Origin of the sequence: Paenibacillus doosanensis (assembly GCF_025060755.1) — a bacterium.
Classification (GTDB): domain Bacteria; phylum Bacillota; class Bacilli; order Paenibacillales; family NBRC-103111; genus Paenibacillus_S; species Paenibacillus_S doosanensis.
The window spans coordinates 1-22,252 of record NZ_JANYUY010000039.1; the positions used below are offsets into that span (position 1 = coordinate 1).

Here is a 22,252-nt window from a genome sequence, read left to right on the forward strand (position 1 = left end):
AGGGGGGAGTTATCCCCATGTGGATATTGGTTTCAAAATTTCGCTGGTCCCACTCCCACTTATTCACAGTTGTTGATCCGCTCCTGGATGATCGCCACCGCATTCTTATGCGCTTTCGAAATTCAGGTTTATTTTCTTTTGTAGTTACGGTAACGCTTTTATTTTTTGAGCCCCAAATTAAGCTAAGGTTTAGTTTACTTAAGGATTTCAAGGAAACTAGGGTACTACCATTGATAACTACTGGTGGTGAACCAGGAGTAATTATTTCGCTGTTTACTATTAGTTTAACATTTGATGCTGCATACGTAGGGACAGAAGCAAACATCAATACAAAGCACACTGCTAAGAAAGCACTCATCATTTTTTTGATAGCCATATTGCATAACCTCCATCAAGTAGAATTGGTCGTATCTTATTAATATAGACGAATTTTACGTTGAAAAGTTTAACTAGCGAGCTGTTCGAATACAAGCTGAGAAATGCCGGCATTCTTTATAATGACCGTGCGCTGTATACGACGCAGGTTCAGAATGCTGACGGAACTACGGCGACACGGTACGGTTATATAGACAGCCATGGCAAGGTGAGCATACAGCCCATCTACACCCAGGCGTCTAATTTCTCCGAGGGACTGGCTCGGGTCAATGTGGGCAAAACAGCGGGGTACATCAACACGAAGGGGGAACTGGTCATTCCATACCGGTATAGCTCGACGTCCGATTTCTCCGAAGGTATGGCGGCCGTAATGCTTGCGTTCGGCGGCAAATACGGCTATATTGACACCACCGGCAAGCTCCGGATTACACCCCGGTATGATCACGCCGACCCGTTTTCAAACGGGGCGGCAGTAGTTTACGTGAACGGAAAATACGGTTTCATCGACAAAAACGGCAATTACCTGCTAACACCGCAGTTCAGCATGGCGCAGCCGTTCTCAGAAGGACTGGCTTTTGGCCATGGCTCCGGCGGCAGCACGCATAGCGGCGGTTAGCGGCATAACCGTCCACAGTCCTCTTTCCGTTCTGGCACCGTATTTTGCAAAGGGAATTGAATATGCAGCCCAAGTCTGGCTTGTGAAGCATGACATGCCAAAAAAGCAGTTCATTTCCCAAGGTAGGGAGATGAACTGCTTTTGCTGTTTTGCTTCTCTTTCTGTCCGTTTCCATGCGGACAAGCAGTAATAATGTCAATTTAACGGATCAGCAGACACCAAGCAAAAATGCCAACATTATGAGCGCATCCGGTATTCCTCGGCTTTTTCCTGCATGCCTGCGGCAACTGCCTCTTGTTCCGACAATCCCTTCTCCGCGGCAAATGCGCGGATATCTTGCGTAATGCTCATGCTGCAGAACTTCGGCCCGCACATCGAGCAGAAATGCGCCTGCTTCGCTCCTTCGGCAGGCAGTGTTTCATCGTGGTAGGACATGGCGCGTTCCGGGTCGAGCGAGAGGTTGAACTGGTCGCGCCAGCGGAATTCGAAGCGGGCTTTGGAAAGCGCGTCGTCCCGGCGCTGCGCACGCGGATGGCCTTTCGCCAGATCGGCGGCATGGGCCGCGATTTTGTAGGCGATGACACCTTCGCGCACATCGTCCTTGTTTGGCAAGCCGAGATGTTCCTTCGGCGTAACGTAACAGAGCATCGATGTACCAAACCAGCCGATCATCGCCGCCCCGATGGCCGATGTAATATGATCGTACCCCGGCGCAATGTCCGTGGTCAGTGGGCCGAGCGTGTAGAACGGCGCTTCTTGGCAAATCTCCATTTGCAAGTCCACGTTTTCCTTGATTTTGTGCATCGGCACGTGTCCGGGACCCTCGATCATCACCTGCACGTCATGCTTCCAGGCAATTTGGGTCAGTTCCCCCAGCGTCGCAAGTTCTGCCATCTGCGCTTCATCATTGGCATCATAGATGCTGCCCGGACGAAGGCCGTCTCCCAGCGAAAAGGTGACGTCATACCGCTTCATGATCTCGCAGATTTCTTCGAAATGGGTGTATAGGAAATTTTCCTGGTGATGCGCCAGACACCATGCCGCCATGATCGATCCGCCCCGTGAGACGATGCCCGTCATCCGTTTGGCAGTCATCGGTATATAGCGTAGCAGCACGCCCGCATGGATCGTAAAGTAGTCCACACCCTGCTCGGCCTGCTCGATCAGCGTGTCGCGGTACAGCTCCCACGTCAGCGCCTCCGCCTCCCCTCCGACCTTTTCCAACGCCTGATAGAGCGGCACCGTACCGATCGGTACCGGCGAATTGCGGATGATCCATTCCCGGGTGGTGTGAATGTCTTTGCCCGTGGACAGGTCCATAACCGTATCCGCTCCCCAACGGACGGCCCAGGTCATCTTCTCGACCTCTTCCTCAATGGAAGACGATACGGCCGAATTGCCGATGTTGGCATTGATCTTGACGTGAAAATGGCGTCCGATAATCATCGGTTCGCTCTCCGGATGATTGATATTTGAAGGCAAAATGGCACGGCCGCTGGCCAGCTCCTGCCGTACGAATTCGGGCTCCACGCCTTCGCGGATGGCTGCGAATTCCATCTCGGGTGTAATGATGCCTCTCCGCGCATAATGCATCTGCGTCACGCATCGTCCTTCCCGTGCCCGCAGCGGTTCCCCGGTTACGCCGGGATACGTCTCGGCTCCAGCTCTTTTGCTGCCCGGCTTCAAGCCATTGTCCTCCGGCTTAATCGCCCGGCCTTTGTACGACTCTACGTCTTCGCGCTCCGTAATCCACATCCTGCGCAGCGCAGGCAAGCCCGTCCGGATGTCCACCTCATAATCCGGATCGGTCATCGGACCGCTCGTATCGTACACGCGGAGCGCTTCGTTATGCTCCACCCCTTGGGGAGTGCTTGTGTCATGAAGGGCAATTTCGCGTTCGGGGACCAATAGGTCCGGTCGCGAGCCCTGAATGTATACCTTGCGGCTGCCCGGAAAAGGCCGCAGACGCCCCGTGCTTTCTTTTTCCGTATCCCGATGGTGTTCCTGTCCCCCTGTTTCATGTTCTGTGCTCATCGCTCGTTCTCCTCCTCATGGTATGGTCCGGCCTTGCTCATTCTGCGCACCTGTTCATCAGGCCAAGCATGAGGGAAGTACAGCACGGGCGAATTCAAAAACAGGGATACAGCTCCTCGGCAGGGCGGGAACATGGTAATCATGGCCACGCACCACACATCTCCACCTTGTCGGAACGCCATGGAGATGCGATGATGTCTCGGATACTGCATAAAAAAACCGGTTCCCCCAGGGAACCGGCTCTATCTTTCACCGCCAAACATGCCGCGGTAAGTCTACCCACAGGGGTGGCTTCACTCAAGGCATGTTGACGATGCTCGTCGTTGTTTCGCCGATTACTTCCCTACGCTGGCATGATCCAGATCAGGTGCTAAGGGTCCGGAATCTCATGCGATTCCGTCTCAGTCCGGACAATTCGGACTCCCCCAGTAACGTTTGACGGCTAACGGCAATCTTGCCGCTGCGTCCTATTCAGTTCAGTCAGCCCACGCTTTGGGCTGTCCATTACAGTTTAGCCTAAACATGGCGGAAAAACAACCATATTTTCCAAAATGCCGTTTCGGATCAGGCCAGCATGAGTCCCATCTGTGCGGCAGCTTCTTTTAAGACCGGAACATACTCATGGAGCGTCTCCTGGGAAAGACGGCTGACAGGCCCCGATACGGACAACTCGAGCGTAATGGAGTCACCTTCTATATCAACAAGAAGGGCACCAAAGTCATCCAGGGCATTACAGCCGGGGGTTTGTTCAAGGGCGGCCTGGCTCCGGCCAGCCAGGGGCAGAGGTACGGCTATATCAATACATCCGGCCGCTTTGTGATCGAGTCGAAATTCTATTGGACTGACGATTTTAACGGCGAATTGGCTGTGATCAGTTTGCTCGTTCCGATTTCGAGCGAGAAAACAGAGGGTACGTGAACCGCAGCGGAGCGATCGTCTGGCCGCCGGCTTCCGAACTTCCGAACGGAGTGACAAAACTACAGTAAGGCAGAACAACCGAGCTTCACGGATTGTATCGGAAAAAGAACGCATTACAGCTAACTTATCGAAACTAACTTCCCTTTGGCAACTGCTTCATTTTTCGTTAAGCTCCCTCAGTGAATAAGGATTTTCTCACGAATGCTCGCTCATTCGCAGGATTTCAATTTGCATGAAAATAGGAGTTTAGTTGTTTGGGTCTTGTGGGGCAGGTAGTTCCGTTAGAGCGCATGCGGGAACAGAAGGTGCTGAACATCTTTACAACATCTTCCATAAAAGTGGTATGCTGCACGCTTCTCTCCACAAGGTCCTTGGGGATTCACTCTCCCAAATCTCGACGGGTCTTTGCCCTCACATTCCTTCGTCCTATCTATCCAAGGTGTGGAGTCCGATCAACGTTAACGGAACGGGTCTATGCCCTAAAGCGTAAAAATCTCGGTACTCCGTGCTTTCTTTGTGAGATCCTGCGAATGAGCCAATTCACGTGTCAGGGTTACGATATATTTTTTATGCTGCTAACGGTAGTTGTGCTTTATTAATGGAGAATGGTTGTCCTTCTTTTGCCATGGCTACAAGCATACGGGCCAGTTTCCCAATCAGCTTCATCATGGACTGCATTTTCGTCATTCTTTTCACTTCGGTATTGTGCGCATGTATGGCTTGGAACGCTTCATTGAAAGATAACAGGTGAAACACAGTGAAGTAGAGATGTTTGCGCAGTAGTGAGTTGCCTCGCTTGGTGAGCTTAATTTGCCCCTTATATTTGCCAGAACTTCGTTCTGCTAAGTTCAATCCTGCCTTGCGTAGTAATTGATTTCCGTGAGATAGGTTACGTAAGTCCCCACCAAATGCTAATATGGCAGCCGTTGCTGGAACGGAAGTACCGACAGATCGAACGAGATCAGAACAAGGAATTTCAGGCAGTATCTTTTCAATCATCTCGTCCACTTCGTCAATAATTCGGCAGATCCTATCATACTCTTCGATGAGGTGCCTTAGTTCCCATTTGTCTTCTTCAAGGGCAGTAGTGTCTCCCACGCTATGTCTAGCGAGTGATTGAAGTTCCAATGCCTTGTTCTTACCTCGCACCCCGCCTGGTCTGGCCATATACTCACCCCAGATCTGTACCATTTGCTCCGGAGTTAGCTGCAGTAGGTCAGAAGGGGCTGGAAACCGGCGCAAAGTGGCTAACGAACGATCGCTAAAAATATCATCAAATGCTTGTCTGTATTCTGGAAACCGGATATCAAGCCAACGGTGTATTCTGTTCTTAGCCCTTCCTGATTTAACCACCCAGTGCTCTCTGTTTGTGACCATAACCCGTATGCGACGGAATGCTTCATCCTTTGGAGAGAAGGACGTGTAGAACCCACGACTCACCGCATCGGCGATGACCAGAGCATCTTTTGGGTCGTTCTTGGAAGGTGAGTTATCTCTGTTTTCCTTATTGCGTTTTGTTGTCATTGGATTGACAAGAGCCACATCAATGCCCTGATCCACCAACCAGTTGGCAATATTGAACCAGTAGTGACCGGTGCTCTCCATTCCCACAACGACGTCATTCATGCCGTGCATCTTCTGTAATTTCCGAATACTTTGTTCTAAATGCTCATATCCGGCAAGGTCATTCGAAAATAGAATAGGGCGCTTGGTGAGGACAATACCTCGAAAATTAATGGCTTGTGCTGCGTGTTTCTCCTTGGCAATGTCGATGCCAATGACCAGAGTAGTAGTGGAGATTCGTTCTACACGTTGATTTTGAGACTTAATTGGATTAGACTTCATAATAACGCCTCCTAAGGTGAGTTCTGAGGGCTGCAACCCAGTACATACTCATCCTAGCGAGGCGTTCTTTTTTCTGCAAGTTCCATCTATTAACACCTACAGGAATGTTAACGGGCAGATTAGTGAAACTACACAGTTTTTTAAAGCGTATAATTATTATAAAAAAACCCATATCGCTCATGCGGAGGTGAACTTGACTGGAGCATTTTTATGACTTGGTTCAATTGGCATTCTCGATTGCTCTCATCTCTTCCGTAGTGTTACTTCCATTCACCTATTTTTCTTCACAAAAGATACACTGGGGGCATGAAATTGCTGCAGCCGGTTCAACTTGGTTTGTGGCTGTAAGACTGTCACAACTCAGCAGCATTCAGCGGTGGATAGTACGTATCGCCAGACGAAGAGAAGCACCTGATGAAGACGACAATAGTCCTTTCCCACATTGATATTCCATACTTTCAATTAGGGAGGACAACGATGAAAAAGATTTTGTTGCTTCAAAAATGGGCCAAGCCCATTCTCGTCATGTTGATTAGAGTTATTCCGATCATTGTGCTCAGCGGGTGTTCGACAGCATCCCAATCAAACTCGATTAATGCCGATTCATCAGGGATATTTAACCACTTTTTTATTTGAGCGTTTTGCAGTAATCTGAGGCCTTGAGCCGTAAGGATTTTCGGACATAAAAAAGGGACTTCACCCCAACTTGGAGAAGTTTTCAAGTGACCAAACCCAAAAACCTCAAGGATGGAGGAAGTCACTTTGTATATTCTCCAAGAATGTCTGTTTTCCTTCGAAGAACTTTTAAAAATTCAACCCAAGGAGAGATTGCCGATCTTCTTCAGCTCTCTCGATCTGAGACCGTATGCCAAGGAACTGAGAAGCCGTTCACCCCGAGGCGCTGAGGGATACTGCAGACAAGGTATTCTACGAGCACTCTTGGCTGCGCCGCTTGAAGGAATAAGTACCTTTTCAGGGTTGCATAAGCGTTTGGATACGGATCTCCGGTTTCGTTATCAGTGTGGTCTTCCGCTGGATCGAGAAGCTCCTTCCATATCCACATTAAGCCGAGTTTTCTCAGAACTGACGAGAAAGGACTTGGCAAAACGGCTTTTTGAGGATTTGGTCACACGCTGTCAGCAGGAAGGTATCATAGAAGGCAGTAACGTCGCCATAGACAGCGCCGCTCTCCGCGCTTACGAGAAAAAGCAGCCCAAACGCAAAAGCGAGCAAACGGGTAATGCGAACTGGGGCGCAAAAATTGATTCCTTCGGCAATAAAATCACATGGTTTGGTTACAAAATTCATCTGGCGGTCGATACGAAAAGTGAATTGCCGATCGCCTTGGAAGTAACGCCGGCGCATGTCAATGATGGAGAAATGGCGCCGGGCCTGATCGAGAAAACAGCGTCCAGGACGAGCACACGATTTTTCATACTCGATGCGGGCTACGACCAAATGAAAGTTTATGAGGCCGCCCGCAACGTCAAGGCACAAGCCATCATTCCCCTTAATCTGCGGGGGGAGAAGGAACCGCCTGCTGGCATGACCTCGAACGGAACACCGTGCTGTTCCATGGGTTATGCGATGACATACTGGGGAGTTGACGGCGATATGCATAAATTTCGCTGCCCGCATGCCACGGGTAAAGTCGACTGTCCGCTTGGCATGGCTGCCTGCTCGTCTTCAAACTATGGAATGGTCGTCAAAGTAAATGCGAAGGATGATCTCCGGCGATACAGCATCCCTCATCGGGATACAAAGCGTTGGAAGGAACTTTACAATGAACGAACCAGCGTAGAACGCTGCAACTCCCGATTGAAAACCTATTTGACGGCAGACGCCGCACATGTCCGGGGCATTCAGAAAGTCACAACTCACCAGTATTTGAATGCCATTGTTCTGCTTGCATCTGCGCTCGCCGTTTCTCATCATTCAAAACGGGCTGCCGCTTAAAAAACGAGCTGTTCTAAAATTCTGCAAGTCTGCCCTTTTCTTCATCCATATAATACCATTTTCGAAAATTACCCCTTAACGACAGTGAATATGCTATCGCTTCTTCTCTGAAACGGAATTATGCAAAACACTCATTTATAAACCTGAATTTCGAAAGTATCGCTTCTTGAAAATATGAAAAGGGCTCCGAATCTTTGGTAGAATGGTGTTTACTTGGAACACTACACCCAAAGAGAGGAGCACCTTATAGGTGAAGTCTACCACAACGATCAGCAAAATTAAAACAGAATTTTCACTACAAAACGCAACGAGCTGCGGCGGCATCAAAATCTTCCTGGCCTTTCTCGAAAAAATCAAACTGCCGGAGGCGATGTGCAGCCTCTCCGGCGGCAAAGCGCGCAACTCCCTCTTCCCCGTTTACCGTATTCTGCTCTATCTCATCGTTGGCTGGATGCTTGGCTGCGAACGGATTTTTCATTTCCGTCGTTTGCAAAGCGACGTGCTGCTGAGGCGCTTTCTCGGCGGCCGCTGCCCGCATCACAGTCTGTTGTACAAGGAATTGATCCGGCTTGGTCGTTTCTGTCCCTCTCTGGTTAACGAACTGCGGAGGCTGAATCAAGAGATCATTCGACCCTGCTTGCCACCTGAGCTGATTCTCGATCTGGATTCCACGGTAGAGACCGTGTATGGCGATCAGTCCGGCGCGGCCAAAGGCACAAATCCACACAAGCCCGGGCGTAAGAGCTATCATCCCCTGCTTGCCTTTGAAGGCCAGAGCCGACTAAACTTGAACGCCGTGCTTCGACCGGGCAATACGCACTCTTCCACCGATGCGGCCGACTTCCTGCGGCAAACCTTTAGACTGCTCGACGAACACAAAGTGAAGTACGCAAGGTTCGACAAAGGCTTTGGCGGTGAAGATTTTTACAGCTTGTGGGAGCAGCACCACATCGGCTATGTCGGCAAGCTGAAATGGACCCAGCGGCTGGCCAAGGAAGTTGGGGCTTGTCGTTACTGGACGCGATATGTCGACGAAGAGTGGATCATCGAAGGTATTTGCTTGATCTACCAAGCGACCTCCTGGAGCAAGGCGCGTCGTGTAGCGATCATCCGTAAGGCGCAAGTGTTCGAGGAGGGCCAAGGCCGCATTGTATTCGATTCGGACTGGCAGTACGAAGCCATGGTGACTAATCTGGAATGGGAACCGATCGATTTGTGGCGATTCTACAATCAGCGCTGCTGCATGGAAAATTACATTAAGGAAGCCAAGAACGGGTTTTCCATCGATCGCATTGCGACAGGTGATTTCAAAGCCAATGGTCTGGATCTGCTGATCAAGCTGCTGGCCTACAATTTGTTCGAGCGCTTCAAACGTGACTGCTGTGAGCCAGTCCATCAAGGCTATACGATTGCCCGGTTCCGTCTGGAATTCTTTTATTGCGCCGCAACGCTCATTCGGCATGGTCGCTCTATCCTACTCAAGCTTGCGAGGGACTTTCCCAGCCGTTATGTCTGGAAACGAATCGAGGTTCGAGTGGCGCAGTTAGAATAATCATAAGCAAAATTTTACATGGAAATCAGGACTGCCTCTTCATTGGGGAGGGGGAAAGACCATCTGCCGCAAGCTTCCGTCTCCACTAAAACATGGGAAACTCCCACCTTTTCACTTCTTAAGTCGCCATTGCTTTAGCATCTTGCATTGATCTTATGCACTTTCGAAATTCAGGTTCAATAGTTCTGATGATGATTGTACTTGCGACGGGGATTGGATTGGAGGTGCAGCTTTTGCGGCCGCCGACGCCGCCATCCGAATCCGATGTGAATTATCCGGCATATGAGCGGATGATGGCCAACCTTAAGGCGATGACCGTCGCGGCACATCCGTCCGGCTCGACAGAACTGGAGTCGGTACGCGCTCATCTGTTAGAGCAAATACGAGCAATGGGCTTGGAACCGAAGGTCGAGAAAGTAACTTACACGGTCACGGACGTGATGGCGGACATGTTTGAGCGTAATGGCGTACCGGATTTCGAGAATTTGCCGCCGCTCGCTAACGGACTTTCTCATGAGGATAACTTCAAGAACGGCATCCGCGCACGGGCCCATTTTGACGAGAATGATACATTGATTCTGCAAAATATATTGGTGAAGCTGGACGCCCCCTCAACAGATCGTGGCATCCTGATTTCCGCCCATTACGACACCAAACCGACGACCCCAGGTGCGGCAGACGACATGGTCTCTGTTGCCGCCATTCTGGAAGCCATGCGCGAGCAGGCGATGAACCCGAATTTGCAATCGGACCTTTATTTTCTGTTCACGGACGGTGAGGAACTAGGGACGCTGGGAGCGAAGGAATTTGTTCGATCGCACACGGAGCTTCCCGGTAGTATCGATCTGGTCATTAACTTCGAAGCGCGCGGCAATCGCGGCGGTCTGCTGATGTTCGAGACTTCTGACGACAATCTGGATGCGGTGCGCTACTTTCAATCTGCAAGCTCGCGTCCGCTAGCTTTTTCGTTTACGAACGGGTTGTACCGCCGAATGCCCAATGGGACGGATTTGACCCGTTATTTGAAGGCAGGCTACTCTGGCCTAAATTTCGCAGCAGTTGAGGGGGTCGAGAGCTACCACGAAAAATCGGACAGCTTTGACAATTTGGACCGCGCTACGGCATACCATTTTCTGATAACCACCTTGGAAATGGCAGATCATGCCGCACAGGTTCCATTTAAAGATGGAAGGAAACAGGACAGCCTTTACTTTTCCTTATGGCCCGGCTATTTAGTGATCATGAGCAAAGCCGTTTCTTATGTCCTGTCGGCCGCGGCTGCCGGGTTCGCCCTATGGTATATGATCTTTCAGATTCGAACGGGCGGCTTACGGCTCCGCACAATGATTGCCGAATTGGTCCGGCTGCTCGGATGGATGGCCGGAGCGGCCGTATTGAGCTGGGGAATCGTATCGGGGGTAACACGATTGCTGCATCTGTCCGAATCGACGAATAATGATACCGCGTTCTTGAGTATCTTTTTCGCTGTGGGCGCATGCGTTCTCGCTGTATCGACCATTCGGGATAGCAAGCTGTCTCTGCATGAATCGCTTGCCGGTCTTCTGCCTCTTCTCTTGCTGCTGATTATAGGCAGCTCCGTTCTGTTCCAAGATATTAGCTATCTGTTCTCGCTTGCCGCCATGGGGATTCTCGTTGTGACCCTACTGGATCGGTACCGTATCGGAAGATGGGTTTCGTCAGTCGTGGTCGGCACAGTAATAGTTTTTCTGTATGCGCCTGTATGTTGGCTCATCTATGTACTGTTCATGCTGCCTTTCACCCCGGTAGTAGTTGCGATAAGCGTCATTCCGATTTGGATCGTTTCCGCTTTGTTGGCGACAGTATCGAAAGAGCCCTCCTCGTAACGAAACTGTCCCGGAGTGCAGCAGCCTTACTTACGGGCAGCGATAGCTTAATGCCAATCATCAACTGTACCCTTTAAAGTATTCATTAAATAAGGTCTGATTAGCCTTTTTAGGTTAACCGGACCTTTGCTATATCATTTCAATTTCATCCTAACAGCGACAGTCTGAATAAAAAATTCTCCGCTAATCGGACACAAACATGCAGCCGTCATTTATGAGATACTAGGATTATGATCAAACCTTCATAACACGCAGAACAAATCGCCCAAAAGTGACGTGATGCTCTGAAGCTTATTCCGTCCGCATCCAGCCTAAGCTGGATCGGCGTCTAACCCTTCCTCTGGGATCGTTCTATGGGTAGACTTTACTTTCGGGGGAGCCCACGGATTTCCACAGGATATTGCTGCGCATCATTTCCTTAACAACAAAAAAACGCCGAAGCAATCTGCAGCTTGATTATCGGTGATTTAATTATCGTCTCTGAGGGAACGTAATCAACCCTAAACTAAAGGTGTTTGGTACAGTTATATAATTGACATGTCCAATCGTTGTTAGTATGCGTAAGAATAGTTAAAGAGGTATTATCTATATATGTTTTTGGGAAGCGCAGCGGTAAAAGATGTTGTAATGATAAGCCAATTAACGCTCCGTGACTTACAACTAAAATCCTTTTACCTGCATGTTTCACAATCAGTTCTTCAAGAAAATTTAGACCTCTCTTGGCGACCACTTGGAAATCTTCCATACCAAGGTTTTGCTCACGCCAATTAACTCCCCAATAAGCGATGCGTTCTTCCTCAGTGGTACCCTCAATGATTCCGCAATTAATTTCTCTAATACGTTCATCAGTGAATATTGAAGCTATTCCTAAAGATTGCCGTATAATCTCGGCAGTTTGCCTAGCTCTCATCAGGTTACTAGAGAATATAATGTCCCATTCTTCACTTGAAAGTCTATTAGCCAATGCAATAGCTTGCTCTATTCCTTCTCCGTTTAAAGGGATATCTGATATGCCTTGAGCCTTGCCAAGCGTATTCCACTCAGTAACCCCATGCCTGATTAGCCCTAGTGTGGTTGTCATAAATGCCCCCCCTTGTAAATTGCTCACCCTTTACTCATTTGATATCCACCCCAATAGTACCATATATTGTAACTAAACTATCAGTTAGCTTAACAAAATGAAAAAAGCGCCGTTTCACATAATAGCCTTTTGGAGGTCTGGGTGTATCGGAGAAAAATGCGAGAAGAACTGCCGCGGCGCATAGTTTCGAACCGTTCAATATCCGATTTCTGCATTCTTAAATCTACACAAAAAACCGCCGAAGTAATCGGCGGCCTTATTATTGATGGTTAACTATAGTACCCAATAATAACCGTTCCAAGAGCACTGCCGCTTCCAACCGGGTCGTATGCGCCAAGTGTGCAAATGGATCAGCGCTGCGCCCTTGGCCCACTCGTCCCATTGGGGACCGCGGACTCCGGGTGGATGCTATTCAGGAAGCGCGTGTCCATTGCGACGAGCCGTTCGTTCTATGCCATCAGCGGTTACTTTGTACAATTGGTGCGGCAGGTCGTGTCCCATGCCGTCAACCAACATTAGCTCGGCGCCCGGGATTGCAGAAGCCGTGTCCTCGCCACACGCCGGGACGAACAGGGGATCGTCCACCCCATGAATGACAAGTGCTGGTACTTTGATTGTCGCCAACCGCGGACGACGGTCACCGGAGACAGCGATCGCAGCAATTTGTCGTCCGACACTGCCTGGATCGTAAGCCCTCTGGACTTCCTCCAGAATGAGTGCCCGATAAGCGTCTTCTTCGAATGGATAGCCCGTGCCGGCGATACGTTTGGCAAAAGAGAGGCTGTGCGCCAAAAATCCTGCTTCATCCTCAAAGGGGTTCGGCGCCGGTTTAGTCATCATCGCCATGACATCCGGGGAAGCTTGCGGAAGGGTGGGATTACCGGAGCTAGACATAATGGAGGTGAGTGATAAAACCCGTTCAGGGTAGTCACTCGCTGCAATCTGGGCGATCATTCCGCCCATCGACCTGCCAACGAAATGTGCCCGTTCAATTGAAAGGGCGTCGAGCAGTCCGATAGCGTCGCCTGCCATGTCATCGAGCGTGTAAGGGATGTTCGGTCGCTGTCCTGACATGAGAGCAGTCGCCAGTGCGTCAAAATCCAGCGTGGGATAATGGCTAAAGTGTGTCGAGCATCCTACGTCGCGATTGTCAAAGCGGATGACGCGAAAGCCCCGTGCTGCCAGCATCTCACAAAACGAAGCCGTCCATCGAATCATCTGGGTTCCAAGCCCGGCGATGAGGATAATAGCCTCGTTATTTTCGTGACCGAAACTGTCATAGGCCAAATCAACGCCGTTAACTTTCAAAATATTCATGATCATGTTCTCCTCCAATTCATTCGGTATCGAAAGTTCAGTTAAAGGCAGGAGGCGTGAATCTTCGATTGCTGCAGTCCGATGTCCGATACCGGCCAGGTAGTCTTGATGACTTGAAAAAGCTAGAAATGACTGCGCAAATGCTTTCATTCATAAGTTCTCTTCAGGGAATGCATTGGCGGCTAATCTCTTGACATGGTTTCTGATATCAGGCGCCCAGTCATCGATGTAGTGGTAAAAACGATTCAAATCACCAGCATACAGTGCCCGCAGAGCTTCTTCGTATTGATGGAAGTTCCCGGCCATAGCTGTCATAAAGTTATATGTTGCTTCTTGTGACTCTCGGATTTTGCTCTGTTTTTCTCCAGCGCGGCGAGCCTCATCAATGAGTTTTCGTAATGTCACCGATGCTCCTCCAGGCTGACTCTTGAGCCATTCCCAATGGCGTGGTAATAACGTAACCTCACCGGAAACGACCCCCAGCTTGGGTCGACCGACCCGCCGTGTAGGCTGATGATTCACCTCCGTATCGGGTAAGTCACCAATCGGTTCTCCTAATCGTTTGAGCACATCATCTGTCTTCCCACGAAAATCAACATCTACCGGCTTCCCCGTGGAATCGTCAAACAAAAGCAACTGTGTGAGGTCTCTGTCATCCAGGGCATCCTTCACTGTAGTAACAACGTGCTGTAACGAACCGCTGGCGACGACTTCCTCACCCAAAAATGCCGTGCAGTAAAAGCGCGTTAGGGTATTACTCATGCTGACCTCCTCTCTGATTGTCTCACCAATTATACCCGGGTAAAAATAAACAATCAATATTACCCGGGTAAAATTATTTTATGGAGGGAATAAATGCAAAAGACACAGCCTAGGAGGGGCCGCTGTTGAGGGTTAATGCTGCTTTATGTTGTGTTTTATCGCAGAAAATACAGCCCAAAAATTCTCTGTCAGCCGATTGGCCCAGTACAGACCGTTTAATTGGAGAACATTCGCCAATCAAACTTGAAGGGGGGCTGACAAACGCCCCCGGCATTCTTGTAGAACATTCTGAAGATAAAAGCCGTCGCACGGGGTGCACCGTGGTTCTGTGCCCCGAAGGGGCTGTTCCCGGTGTTGATGACGCTGCCGCTGTTCTCCACCGCGGATAAGAACGGACGGATGACTATGCTCCGGCCGGGGCATCGCGTCGGACGCGCGGCTCTGTTGATGCCGTGGCTGTTTACAGCTGCTGCACTGTGGTCGCTGACAGGCTCCATACCGTTCGGCGCACTGCTCGGCATGGCGCCGACACCGTGTAAAGATGGTGTTACTGCCGACTTTGATATCCCTCAAGTAAAATCTAAAATTTATCCATCTTCATTCTTTCTTCGAGTAATTGAATCTCATTATTTGCCTCTTTTATCAAATACTTAAGTGATACTCCAGCAATTAATGAAGAAATCGAAATCATAATACAAACTAACATCCCGACTGTTCCTCTTAGATCATTGGTGAAGTTATCCGAAAGAACCTCTGTGAATCGGCTACTTGCAAAAAAGACTGCTGTCATAATGAGAAATAGTACAAATATAACAAAAAAGAAATTGGAAAGTTTGTTTGTTTTTTCAAAAAATATCATGATGTCACCCCCTTTTGGAATTAATAATCAATTGCAATAAATTCGCCATGGCTTATGTTGTTCGCGAAGTGATTGAATTTATCCTGCCCGATAGTTGAGCGGAGTGCACAGGGAATAAAACAAGCGATGGATTGGTTCCATCACCGCGCTAACGTATCCGTTAGGTTAACCATGTGGCGAATCTTCTGTGACTTCTTAAGAATGCGTTCACTCCATGCCATCAAACCCTAAATTAATTAATTGGACAAGATTGAATATCGACTATTGATATTTGCAGGAATAGATGCACGAGATAGCATTCGTCAACTTAAAAAAGACTCGGTTTAAAAACCGAGTCCACCTTTGGTAAATTCTTCGATATTGATGGGAATCCTTATACTGAACTACTGGTCGTCGGAGAACAAGTCTCCGCTTTACCACTATTTATGATCCGGATCAGCTTAACCTCATTTTGATTTGAGGCTGCATTTTCAAAGTGAAGTGGTTCAACTAAAATATAATTCCGATAATGACAGCAGATAAAACGCTTACAAGCGTGGCGCCATATAACAGCTTTAATCCGAATCGAGCAACAATATTCCCTTGTTTTTCATTCAACCCTTTCACTGCACCTACGATTGTACCAATGGACCCAAAGTTAGCAAATGAGATTAGAAAAACGGAGACAATCGCTATAGTACGCCCGCTTAAACCGTCTTTGATTTTAACAAAGTCAAGCATAGCAACAAATTCATTCGAAACAAGCTTTGTCGCCATGATACTACCCGCACTAACAGCTTCATGCCATGGCACACCGATCAGAAAGGCAATTGGTGCAAAGACATACCCTAAAACTCCTTGAAACGAGATACCGAATATGCCACTAAAAACTCCGTTAATTAAAGCGATGATCCCAACAAAGCCAACTAACATGACCCCAACTACTATGGCTACTTTAAAGCCATCCATAATATATTCGCCCAGCATTTCAAAAAACGTGTGTTTTTCCTCTTCCTGAACATCAATAATATCTTCTTCCGATTTAACTTCATACGGATTAATAATGGATGAAACGATAAAGCCGCCTAATAGGTTTAATATTAATGCAGCCACTACATACCTAGGTTCTAGCATCGTCATATATGAACCGACAATTGACATGGATACCGTCGACATTGCAGACGCACATAATGTATACAAGCGATGCTTTGGCAATGATCCAAGTTGGTTTTTCACAGAAATAAATACTTCATTTTGTCCTACAATTGCGGCTGCAACCGCATTATATGATTCCAATTTCCCCATACCATTTACTTTACTTAGTATCAAACCAATATACTTTATGATGAACGGCAGTATTTTGTAGTGTTGCAAAATCCCTATTAATGCTGACATAAAAACAATTGGCATCAAAACATAAAGGAAGAATGTGTAGGCTCCTTCATTTGCAACCCCACCAAATACAAAGTTAGTACCTTCATTGGCATATTGCAGTAATTTCGCAAAACTATCAGCAAACCCTTTAATTAAGAATTCGCCTATACTTGTTTTTAGTATAAGCAGTCCAAAAGCAATCTGAATAGCAATCATGACAATGATTGGACGATATTTAATCTTGTTCTTATTGTTACTCGCAAGCCATGCCAGTAATAGAACAATAATCAGACCGGCAACGGAAATTAAATAATGCATCTCTATCCCTCCATGACTGTGTTAAGAGCTATTTCGACCATTTCATAAAAGGATTGTTCGCTTTCTTTATGAGTTAAGTGTTCTTGTGTTAACAATTGACTGCCTACTATCAAAATCGATAGTGCTTTCACAGCATATTTAGCGGCTAAAGTATATAGGGCCGTGCTTTCCATCTCTACCGCTAATACACCGAAATCCATAAACTTGTGAAGTCGATCTAAGTTTTCACGGTAGAATTCATCAGAATTATAAATGTTGCCAACAAGGACATTTACATTTTTACCTTGTGCTTGTTGATAGGCTTTCATTAACAATGAGAAATCGGCCGTAGGTGCATAATTGCAACCATGGAAGATCTTCTCCGTCAAATTACTATCTGAAGACACTGCTTGGGCTAATATAATATCGCGGATATTAATTTCTTCCTGCATCGCGCCACACGTACCGATACGAATCAATTTCTTAACTTCATAATCGACAATCAATTCCGTTGCATAAATACTCATCGATGGATTTCCCATCCCTGTCCCCTGAACCGACACCGGCACACCCTTGTATAATCCCGTATATCCATACATGCCTCTTACTTCGTTATAACAATAGGCTTTATCTAAAAAGTGTTCTGCTACAAATTTTGCCCGCAAAGGATCTCCTGGAAGCAGAACGCGGTCCGCTATTTCTCCTTTTTTCGCGCCTAAATGCCTACTCATATTTTCCTCCACCTCTAATGTTAAAGTCTGGCTGTCGAAATCGCTTCCATTTCCGCCAAGATAATTAGTTCCGGAACTACTTTGAGCATAAGGCTTTTTATCCTAACAAACTAGACCAAAATCTTACGTAGGATACGGAAAATAATTGGTCAAATTATAAGAGCAATTCTTGACGAATATTGTCTAAGTCCCGTTTAGATGGGATTGTAGAGATAATAACAACAGGCACTGTCTTTAATGCAACCGGGATATTACTGATAACAAGATCAATATGATGCTGCTGCATCATTTCGTCGGTTAACCCTTTCATTATGGAAGTATTAATGATCAACTGATCCCCAATTTCCTTCTTTATCAAATCCGCTATGTAATGACGAATTGAAAATTCTTCCCCGATCACTAAGAAGGCCCTCTTTCTTTTATAACGCAAGCCTGAGCGAACAATTAAGGTTAACTTGGTTAAATGAAAATCATTATACAAGATGGAAGGATACGCTTTATTCCACGTTTGCATGCAGGTTTGCAATTCTTGATAAATCTGCTGGCACTCTTCTTGAACATATGTAGTTAAATTACTTTTTGAAATCATCATCCATTCAGGAATGGCATTATCGATTAATAGCTTGTCAAAGAATTCGTATATCTCCAATATAAATCGTTCTTCCTTATCCAAGTTGGGGTATACCTTTGCCAATAGCGTTAGAAGCAGATTACCCATTTGATATTCTTCTTTCTCTTTGTATAATTCTATTTCTTTCATCGGCGTTATTTCTGATCCTTCATAATAATGATATTGGCTGAGACTAGCCAGTGATTGCATAAAAAATATTTCGCTTTTGGGAAATTCAATGGAGAATTTTTCTTCAAGACTCTTCGCAAAGGTTTTTACTGGTAAATAAAAAAAAAAACCTTTCCCCAAGGGTAACTATGTTCGTCGATTTTTACACATTTTCCTCTCGTCACTCTTTCTACAACAATGGCCAACAAAAAGGCTAATCTCCTTTTGGAATTGATAAAATAAACAATGTTTTTCTGTTTCTCCGTATTTGTGATTAGCTCATTGATGTAAGCAAAATCGACATTCTCAAAGGGCCATCCTGTGAACTCATACGCATCACAATATAACTTCCAGTAAAAATATCGAATATTCAACTCATTCCCTTTGATCATAGGTGTAGAATAAGTAATGCGTAACTTATACGCTTTCAGATCATGATTATTTAAGTGCACGATCAGTTTCTTCAAAGACGAGGTACTCATAAACATAGCCCCGGCAAGCTCCTCCACGGACAGTGGACCCACATTCATGAACAACACACTCATCAGCCTATAAAAGGTGGTTTGTCTGAACATGGAAGAAATCGCTTCGCTAATCGTCTTACTTTTCCCATCACGTCGAAGAAATATTCCCTTTCCTCTAGAAACTTCAATGGTCATACTAGGTGGTAATTGCTTGCTGATTTCCTCAACCATCTTACGTATTGTTTTATCTGAAATACCAAAACTTTTTTCAACTTCGGCTAAGGTAAACCATCTTTGTTCCGTATCAAGCAGCGTCAATAGTTGGCTAGCTAATTTAAATCCCTTATCCATATTCCCACCCCATTTTAATTCAATTTGAATGTTTATAGTATCAGCAAGAACGATTCCTTTTACCCCTTTCGACGTTCTTTCTTTTACGATGATTCGAACAAGCCTCGAACGAAAAGTCGATTCCCCCAGAAGGAGGAATCGACGATATCGCGGACAAGCCATGAACGATAACAGCTGAGCCAAGCTCGTCGCCTATAAATTTCGAACGAAGCATCAGATGTTCTTCTTGACCGATTCTCCATTAACCACAAACATCATTCATTAAGCTCACTTATTATTTCAACATAAGCTAAACGCAATGTATAGCTAAAAATCATTATTGTTGAACTATCCTCCTATTAGCTTAATAAAATGAACAAGTCCCATTTCACATCATAGCCCCTTCCCCGATATTCTTCTGGTGCGTTAGAAAGGCCATCCTTTACTGCCCGTCAATGTCTACCTCTAAACCGTTTAATAGCATCCTCGGTCACCGGCTCGAAGAGGTTAAGAAGGTTGCCATCGGGATCGCGGAACAGCATAGAACGGTTTCCCCAAGGCATCATGGTCGGTGCCATTACCCAATTATCGATAAATGGCTTCAAGCGCACATATTCCGCTTCGACATCGTCGACCCGGAACTCAATAATGACAGTGTGATTATTGGCGCCCACTACGGAACCGGTACCGAATAGCTGCGTCGTCTGGGAGTGGCCGATGGCAAGGGTGCATGATGGTACAACGAGTTCGGCAAATACGGGTGCGGGTCGCTCCGCCGAAACCCCCATGACTTTCTCATAGAACTCAACAAGACGATCCACGTCGTCAGTAATGATGCGTACAGAAGCGAAATTCACAAGATATCATCCTTCCTAATATAAGTTTGGCTGTGTTCTACAGCCGTTGTAAAACATACTTTTTACTTATCTATCCTATACGTTTACATGTTCAATTATAAAAAAACGCTACTGACAACATTATGTCAGTAGCATTTTGGCATTTTGGGGGCTTCCGCTGGAAGATTTCCAAGGGAAGTGTTCCTGACGAATGAAAAGGGCTGTCCCTATCGAACCATGTTTGACCGATCATTTGAGAAAGAGGGCATTGATGATATTACGTATTTGGAGTTTTAAAGCGCCGAAGCCATTAAACCATGTGGCAATTTCCCTGAAATAACAGCGGAGGCCGAAGTTGAACGGGGCGAACTTATTGCCCTTCCATGGCAAATTCCGGATTTGCACGTGTTTACACAGATGTTTGGCATAGAGACAAGTGGCTTTCACCAATCATAATATCCTTCATCATCGAAATCGCCATCTGAATTTACGAATACACTTTCATTTCTGTTCAGCTTAGCGATGCTCTAAAGCGAATTATCAGCGCGCCGCGGCGTTCTAATATTTCGCTTGTTATATAGAGTGAGCGCTAAAATTTTTGAGGTTGCTGCAGCACCAAGCCAACTCGGGCTCGCGAACGTTGCAGCCCGGTTATTGGACTAACGTGTTTTTGTTAAAGCGTCAGCACTTCCCCTTAACCGCTCCTCCAAAATCAAGCGCAGCTCATCAGGAATCCGTTCAAACTCGACCCCTTTCCCCAAAAACAAAAGCCAATCCGCATAATACTCTAGCGCCTCAACATCGGTCACATTCAATTGAGCATTGAAAATCCCACTCGACTGGAACATTCCTGTAAAGGACAAAATAATCCCCGGCGGGTGCAATCGCTTAAAGCGCTGAATCCCAGTCGTATCAAGCTTTACAATCAGATTGGACTCACGTGCGCCAAGCCGTTTTTTGCTTAATATCTCTTGCTCAGACCGCCTCATCTTCTGCTCAGAAAAGGCAGAATCCCGCAGCATCTCAACAGGCAAATAACGAAACTCATCGGTATCAAGATCATAAACCTCGACCAGCCAACGAGCGTTTGAGTTAAAAATATGAATCAAAAAAACGTCCATCAACTGCGGCCAGCCAGGACTCGGCTCATACGTCAAGCGCAAATGCTTATCCCGTGCGGCAAGCGAAATCAACTGGTTCAACTCCGCAGGCGCCGCATCATCGAGTTCCAAAAGATTCGGATTAGCAGGATTTGTATTTTCGAAAAGCAAGATATTATTCAGCTCGATCAGCTCGTCGTGCTGGGTTTGCGACGCGATGCCGATGAGTTTTTCAGTGATGGAGCGGCGATTTTGCAAATAAGGCAGCTGCGAATTTTTCGAGGCAATAAAGCTGATAAATATCGCTTTCAGCTCTTCTGGCGTGAAACGGACGGCGGACAGATACTGATTTTGCAGGACATTGTAGCCGCCCCCGCGCCCAAGCTCGGTCGTCAGCGGAAAACCCATCGCCTGAATCTCGTTAATGTCGCGGATCGCCGTCGCGCGGGAAATCTTGAACTCCCGCTGAATCTCTGCAATCGTAAAATGCGCGCGGTTATTGATGAAGCGCATGATCAGGTTCACTCGTTCTGTCTTTTTCATGATTATATTGTATCAGAAATGTAGCACCAGTACCGAGTTTGATTCTGTTTCTGCAATACTTTTTCATATTCGATAAAAGGTATCGCTTTTTGATACATTTAGAGAATAGTATCAATCTTGTAAAAACAAATCCGCTAAGGAGAGATGAAGATGTCTAACTACTCCATCCAAACCATTTCAGAAAACTACAAAATGACTGCTTTCGGTGTTATACTTGAAGACTACAACGACTGGGCGGGCAATGCAGCAAAAACTGCAGCGAAAAAAGCCGAAATCACCGAAAACGGCAAGCTTGCCGAACTTCTTGCGCTCGCTGACGGGCAAGAATATCAAATCAACTACGTCATCGACGGCAAGGCTTGGCGCGGCTTCGGCGTGATGGGTGCATACGACGTGGAAGGCTCGATCGTCCTCGATTTCCTCGCCGGAGACTACCTCGTGGTGGCTAGCACAAGCGCTGACAAAAACCGCCTTGCCGACGAAATAACGGGCAAGGTTTTCGGTGGCCTGCTGCAAGAAATCACAGACTACAAATACGTTGGGCCTGGCAACTCAACATTCGTCAAAGCTGCTGAAGACGGTGCATTCTACGGCGAAATGTGGCTTCGTGCAAAAAAAGTTTCAGGCTAATCTAGTCAAA

At 46.9% G+C, this 22,252-nt stretch carries 20 protein-coding genes, 1 pseudogene and 1 riboswitch; of the genes and pseudogenes, 8 read left to right on the forward strand and 13 right to left on the reverse strand.

The window, feature by feature from the left end; translation table 11 throughout:
- The coding region (locus N0M98_RS23155) for a stalk domain-containing protein (RefSeq protein WP_259619317.1) at nt 1-376 on the reverse strand (376 nt) is incomplete at its 3' end.
- Nucleotides 377-436: 60 nt separating this feature from the next.
- Between N0M98_RS23155 and N0M98_RS23160 the strand changes: the two genes are divergently transcribed.
- Nucleotides 437-991 carry a WG repeat-containing protein gene (locus N0M98_RS23160; RefSeq protein ID WP_259619318.1) on the forward strand — a complete coding sequence of 185 codons (555 nt, stop codon included), beginning with the start codon at nt 437-439 and terminating at the stop codon, nt 989-991.
- A gap of 237 nt (nt 992-1,228) precedes the next feature.
- On the opposite strand, the gene thiC is transcribed toward N0M98_RS23160, so the two are convergent.
- Nucleotides 1,229-3,025, reverse strand: a complete 1,797-nt coding sequence (gene thiC / locus N0M98_RS23165) for a phosphomethylpyrimidine synthase ThiC (RefSeq protein ID WP_259619319.1) — start codon at nt 3,023-3,025, stop codon at nt 1,229-1,231.
- A 323-nt stretch (nt 3,026-3,348) separates the two neighbouring features.
- Nucleotides 3,349-3,462: riboswitch (TPP riboswitch) on the reverse strand.
- Nucleotides 3,463-3,646: 184 nt separating this feature from the next.
- On the opposite strand from thiC, the gene N0M98_RS23170 reads away from it, so the two are divergent.
- Nucleotides 3,647-3,943, forward strand: coding sequence for a WG repeat-containing protein (locus N0M98_RS23170; protein ID WP_259619320.1), 297 nt, complete (start codon nt 3,647-3,649; stop codon nt 3,941-3,943).
- A 567-nt stretch (nt 3,944-4,510) separates the two neighbouring features.
- Here N0M98_RS23170 and N0M98_RS23175 read toward each other — a convergent pair.
- Both N0M98_RS23175 and N0M98_RS23180 read right to left on the reverse strand, forming a co-directional pair.
- Nucleotides 4,511-5,788, reverse strand: a complete 1,278-nt coding sequence (locus tag N0M98_RS23175; protein ID WP_259619321.1) for an IS110 family RNA-guided transposase — start codon at nt 5,786-5,788, stop codon at nt 4,511-4,513.
- A 497-nt stretch (nt 5,789-6,285) separates the two neighbouring features.
- Entirely contained in the window at nt 6,286-6,549 is a 264-nt protein-coding gene (locus N0M98_RS23180) for a hypothetical protein (RefSeq protein ID WP_259619322.1), read from the reverse strand.
- A gap of 1 nt (nt 6,550) precedes the next feature.
- Here N0M98_RS23180 and N0M98_RS23185 point away from each other — a divergent pair, with 1 nt between their 5' ends.
- From N0M98_RS23185 to N0M98_RS23195, 3 genes are all read left to right on the forward strand, one after another.
- A complete protein-coding gene (locus N0M98_RS23185) occupies nt 6,551-7,744 on the forward strand; it encodes a transposase (RefSeq protein ID WP_016311143.1) in 1,194 nt (397 codons plus the stop codon).
- Between the two features lie 250 nt (nt 7,745-7,994).
- Nucleotides 7,995-9,296 carry an IS1380 family transposase gene (locus N0M98_RS23190; RefSeq protein WP_259619323.1) on the forward strand — a complete coding sequence of 434 codons (1,302 nt, stop codon included), beginning with the start codon at nt 7,995-7,997 and terminating at the stop codon, nt 9,294-9,296.
- A gap of 188 nt (nt 9,297-9,484) precedes the next feature.
- Complete coding sequence (locus tag N0M98_RS23195) at nt 9,485-11,161, forward strand: M20/M25/M40 family metallo-hydrolase (RefSeq protein WP_249860338.1); 1,677 nt, start codon at nt 9,485-9,487, stop codon at nt 11,159-11,161.
- 505 nt (nt 11,162-11,666) lie between these two features.
- Here N0M98_RS23195 and N0M98_RS23200 read toward each other — a convergent pair.
- The 3 genes from N0M98_RS23200 to N0M98_RS23210 form a co-directional block, all read right to left on the reverse strand.
- Nucleotides 11,667-12,242 carry a histidine phosphatase family protein gene (locus N0M98_RS23200; RefSeq protein WP_249860337.1) on the reverse strand — a complete coding sequence of 192 codons (576 nt, stop codon included), beginning with the start codon at nt 12,240-12,242 and terminating at the stop codon, nt 11,667-11,669.
- Between the two features lie 408 nt (nt 12,243-12,650).
- Nucleotides 12,651-13,559 (reverse strand): alpha/beta fold hydrolase, encoded by a 909-nt coding sequence (locus N0M98_RS23205; protein WP_310944303.1) that lies wholly within the window; start codon nt 13,557-13,559, stop codon nt 12,651-12,653.
- A gap of 150 nt (nt 13,560-13,709) precedes the next feature.
- Nucleotides 13,710-14,321, reverse strand: coding sequence for a DUF2239 family protein (locus N0M98_RS23210; RefSeq protein WP_259619325.1), 612 nt, complete (start codon nt 14,319-14,321; stop codon nt 13,710-13,712).
- Nucleotides 14,322-14,672: 351 nt separating this feature from the next.
- Here N0M98_RS23210 and N0M98_RS23215 point away from each other — a divergent pair, with 351 nt between their 5' ends.
- Entirely contained in the window at nt 14,673-14,975 is a 303-nt protein-coding gene (locus tag N0M98_RS23215; protein WP_259619326.1) for a hypothetical protein, read from the forward strand.
- A gap of 694 nt (nt 14,976-15,669) precedes the next feature.
- Here N0M98_RS23215 and N0M98_RS23220 read toward each other — a convergent pair.
- The 5 genes from N0M98_RS23220 to N0M98_RS23240 all read right to left on the reverse strand — a co-directional run bounded on the left by N0M98_RS23220 (nt 15,670) and on the right by N0M98_RS23240 (nt 19,990).
- Complete coding sequence (locus tag N0M98_RS23220; RefSeq protein WP_249860333.1) at nt 15,670-16,851, reverse strand: NupC/NupG family nucleoside CNT transporter; 1,182 nt, start codon at nt 16,849-16,851, stop codon at nt 15,670-15,672.
- 2 nt (nt 16,852-16,853) lie between these two features.
- Nucleotides 16,854-17,561, reverse strand: a complete 708-nt coding sequence (gene deoD / locus N0M98_RS23225; protein WP_259619327.1) for a purine-nucleoside phosphorylase — start codon at nt 17,559-17,561, stop codon at nt 16,854-16,856.
- 154 nt (nt 17,562-17,715) lie between these two features.
- Nucleotides 17,716-18,480 (reverse strand): PTS sugar transporter subunit IIB, encoded by a 765-nt coding sequence (locus N0M98_RS23230; protein WP_259619328.1) that lies wholly within the window; start codon nt 18,478-18,480, stop codon nt 17,716-17,718.
- Nucleotides 18,447-19,337, reverse strand: coding sequence for a helix-turn-helix domain-containing protein (locus N0M98_RS23235; protein ID WP_259619329.1), 891 nt, complete (start codon nt 19,335-19,337; stop codon nt 18,447-18,449). Before N0M98_RS23235 ends, N0M98_RS23230 begins: the two co-directional genes overlap by 34 nt.
- A 248-nt stretch (nt 19,338-19,585) precedes the next feature.
- A complete protein-coding gene (locus tag N0M98_RS23240; RefSeq protein WP_259619330.1) occupies nt 19,586-19,990 on the reverse strand; it encodes a VOC family protein in 405 nt (134 codons plus the stop codon).
- 165 nt (nt 19,991-20,155) lie between these two features.
- Between N0M98_RS23240 and N0M98_RS23245 the strand changes: the two are divergent.
- Nucleotides 20,156-20,454, forward strand: a pseudogene (locus tag N0M98_RS23245) (LysR substrate-binding domain-containing protein); the annotation flags it as partial.
- A gap of 174 nt (nt 20,455-20,628) precedes the next feature.
- Here the strand turns inward: N0M98_RS23245 and N0M98_RS23250 are convergent.
- Nucleotides 20,629-21,594 (reverse strand): helix-turn-helix transcriptional regulator, encoded by a 966-nt coding sequence (locus N0M98_RS23250; protein WP_259619331.1) that lies wholly within the window; start codon nt 21,592-21,594, stop codon nt 20,629-20,631.
- A 168-nt stretch (nt 21,595-21,762) separates the two neighbouring features.
- On the opposite strand from N0M98_RS23250, the gene N0M98_RS23255 reads away from it, so the two are divergent.
- The gene (locus tag N0M98_RS23255) at nt 21,763-22,242 is read left to right on the forward strand and encodes a GyrI-like domain-containing protein (RefSeq protein ID WP_259619332.1); all 480 of its coding nucleotides are present in this window, start codon (nt 21,763-21,765) and stop codon (nt 22,240-22,242) included.
- The last annotated feature ends 10 nt before the right edge of the window (nt 22,243-22,252 follow it).

What these genes read in the sequence shown, in the direction of transcription:
- thiC (WP_259619319.1), bottom strand. Translation starts at nt 3,025, where the DNA reads ATGAGCACAGAACATGAAACAGGGGGACAGGAACACCATCGGGATACG.
- N0M98_RS23170 (WP_259619320.1), top strand. Translation starts at nt 3,647, where the DNA reads ATGGAGCGTCTCCTGGGAAAGACGGCTGACAGGCCCCGATACGGACAA.
- N0M98_RS23175 (WP_259619321.1), bottom strand. Translation starts at nt 5,788, where the DNA reads ATGAAGTCTAATCCAATTAAGTCTCAAAATCAACGTGTAGAACGAATC.
- N0M98_RS23195 (WP_249860338.1), top strand. Translation starts at nt 9,485, where the DNA reads ATGATGATTGTACTTGCGACGGGGATTGGATTGGAGGTGCAGCTTTTG.
- N0M98_RS23200 (WP_249860337.1), bottom strand. Translation starts at nt 12,242, where the DNA reads ATGACAACCACACTAGGGCTAATCAGGCATGGGGTTACTGAGTGGAAT.
- N0M98_RS23205 (WP_310944303.1), bottom strand. Translation starts at nt 13,559, where the DNA reads ATGAATATTTTGAAAGTTAACGGCGTTGATTTGGCCTATGACAGTTTC.
- N0M98_RS23210 (WP_259619325.1), bottom strand. Translation starts at nt 14,321, where the DNA reads ATGAGTAATACCCTAACGCGCTTTTACTGCACGGCATTTTTGGGTGAG.
- N0M98_RS23220 (WP_249860333.1), bottom strand. Translation starts at nt 16,851, where the DNA reads ATGCATTATTTAATTTCCGTTGCCGGTCTGATTATTGTTCTATTACTG.
- deoD (WP_259619327.1), bottom strand. Translation starts at nt 17,561, where the DNA reads ATGAGTAGGCATTTAGGCGCGAAAAAAGGAGAAATAGCGGACCGCGTT.
- N0M98_RS23255 (WP_259619332.1), top strand. Translation starts at nt 21,763, where the DNA reads ATGTCTAACTACTCCATCCAAACCATTTCAGAAAACTACAAAATGACT.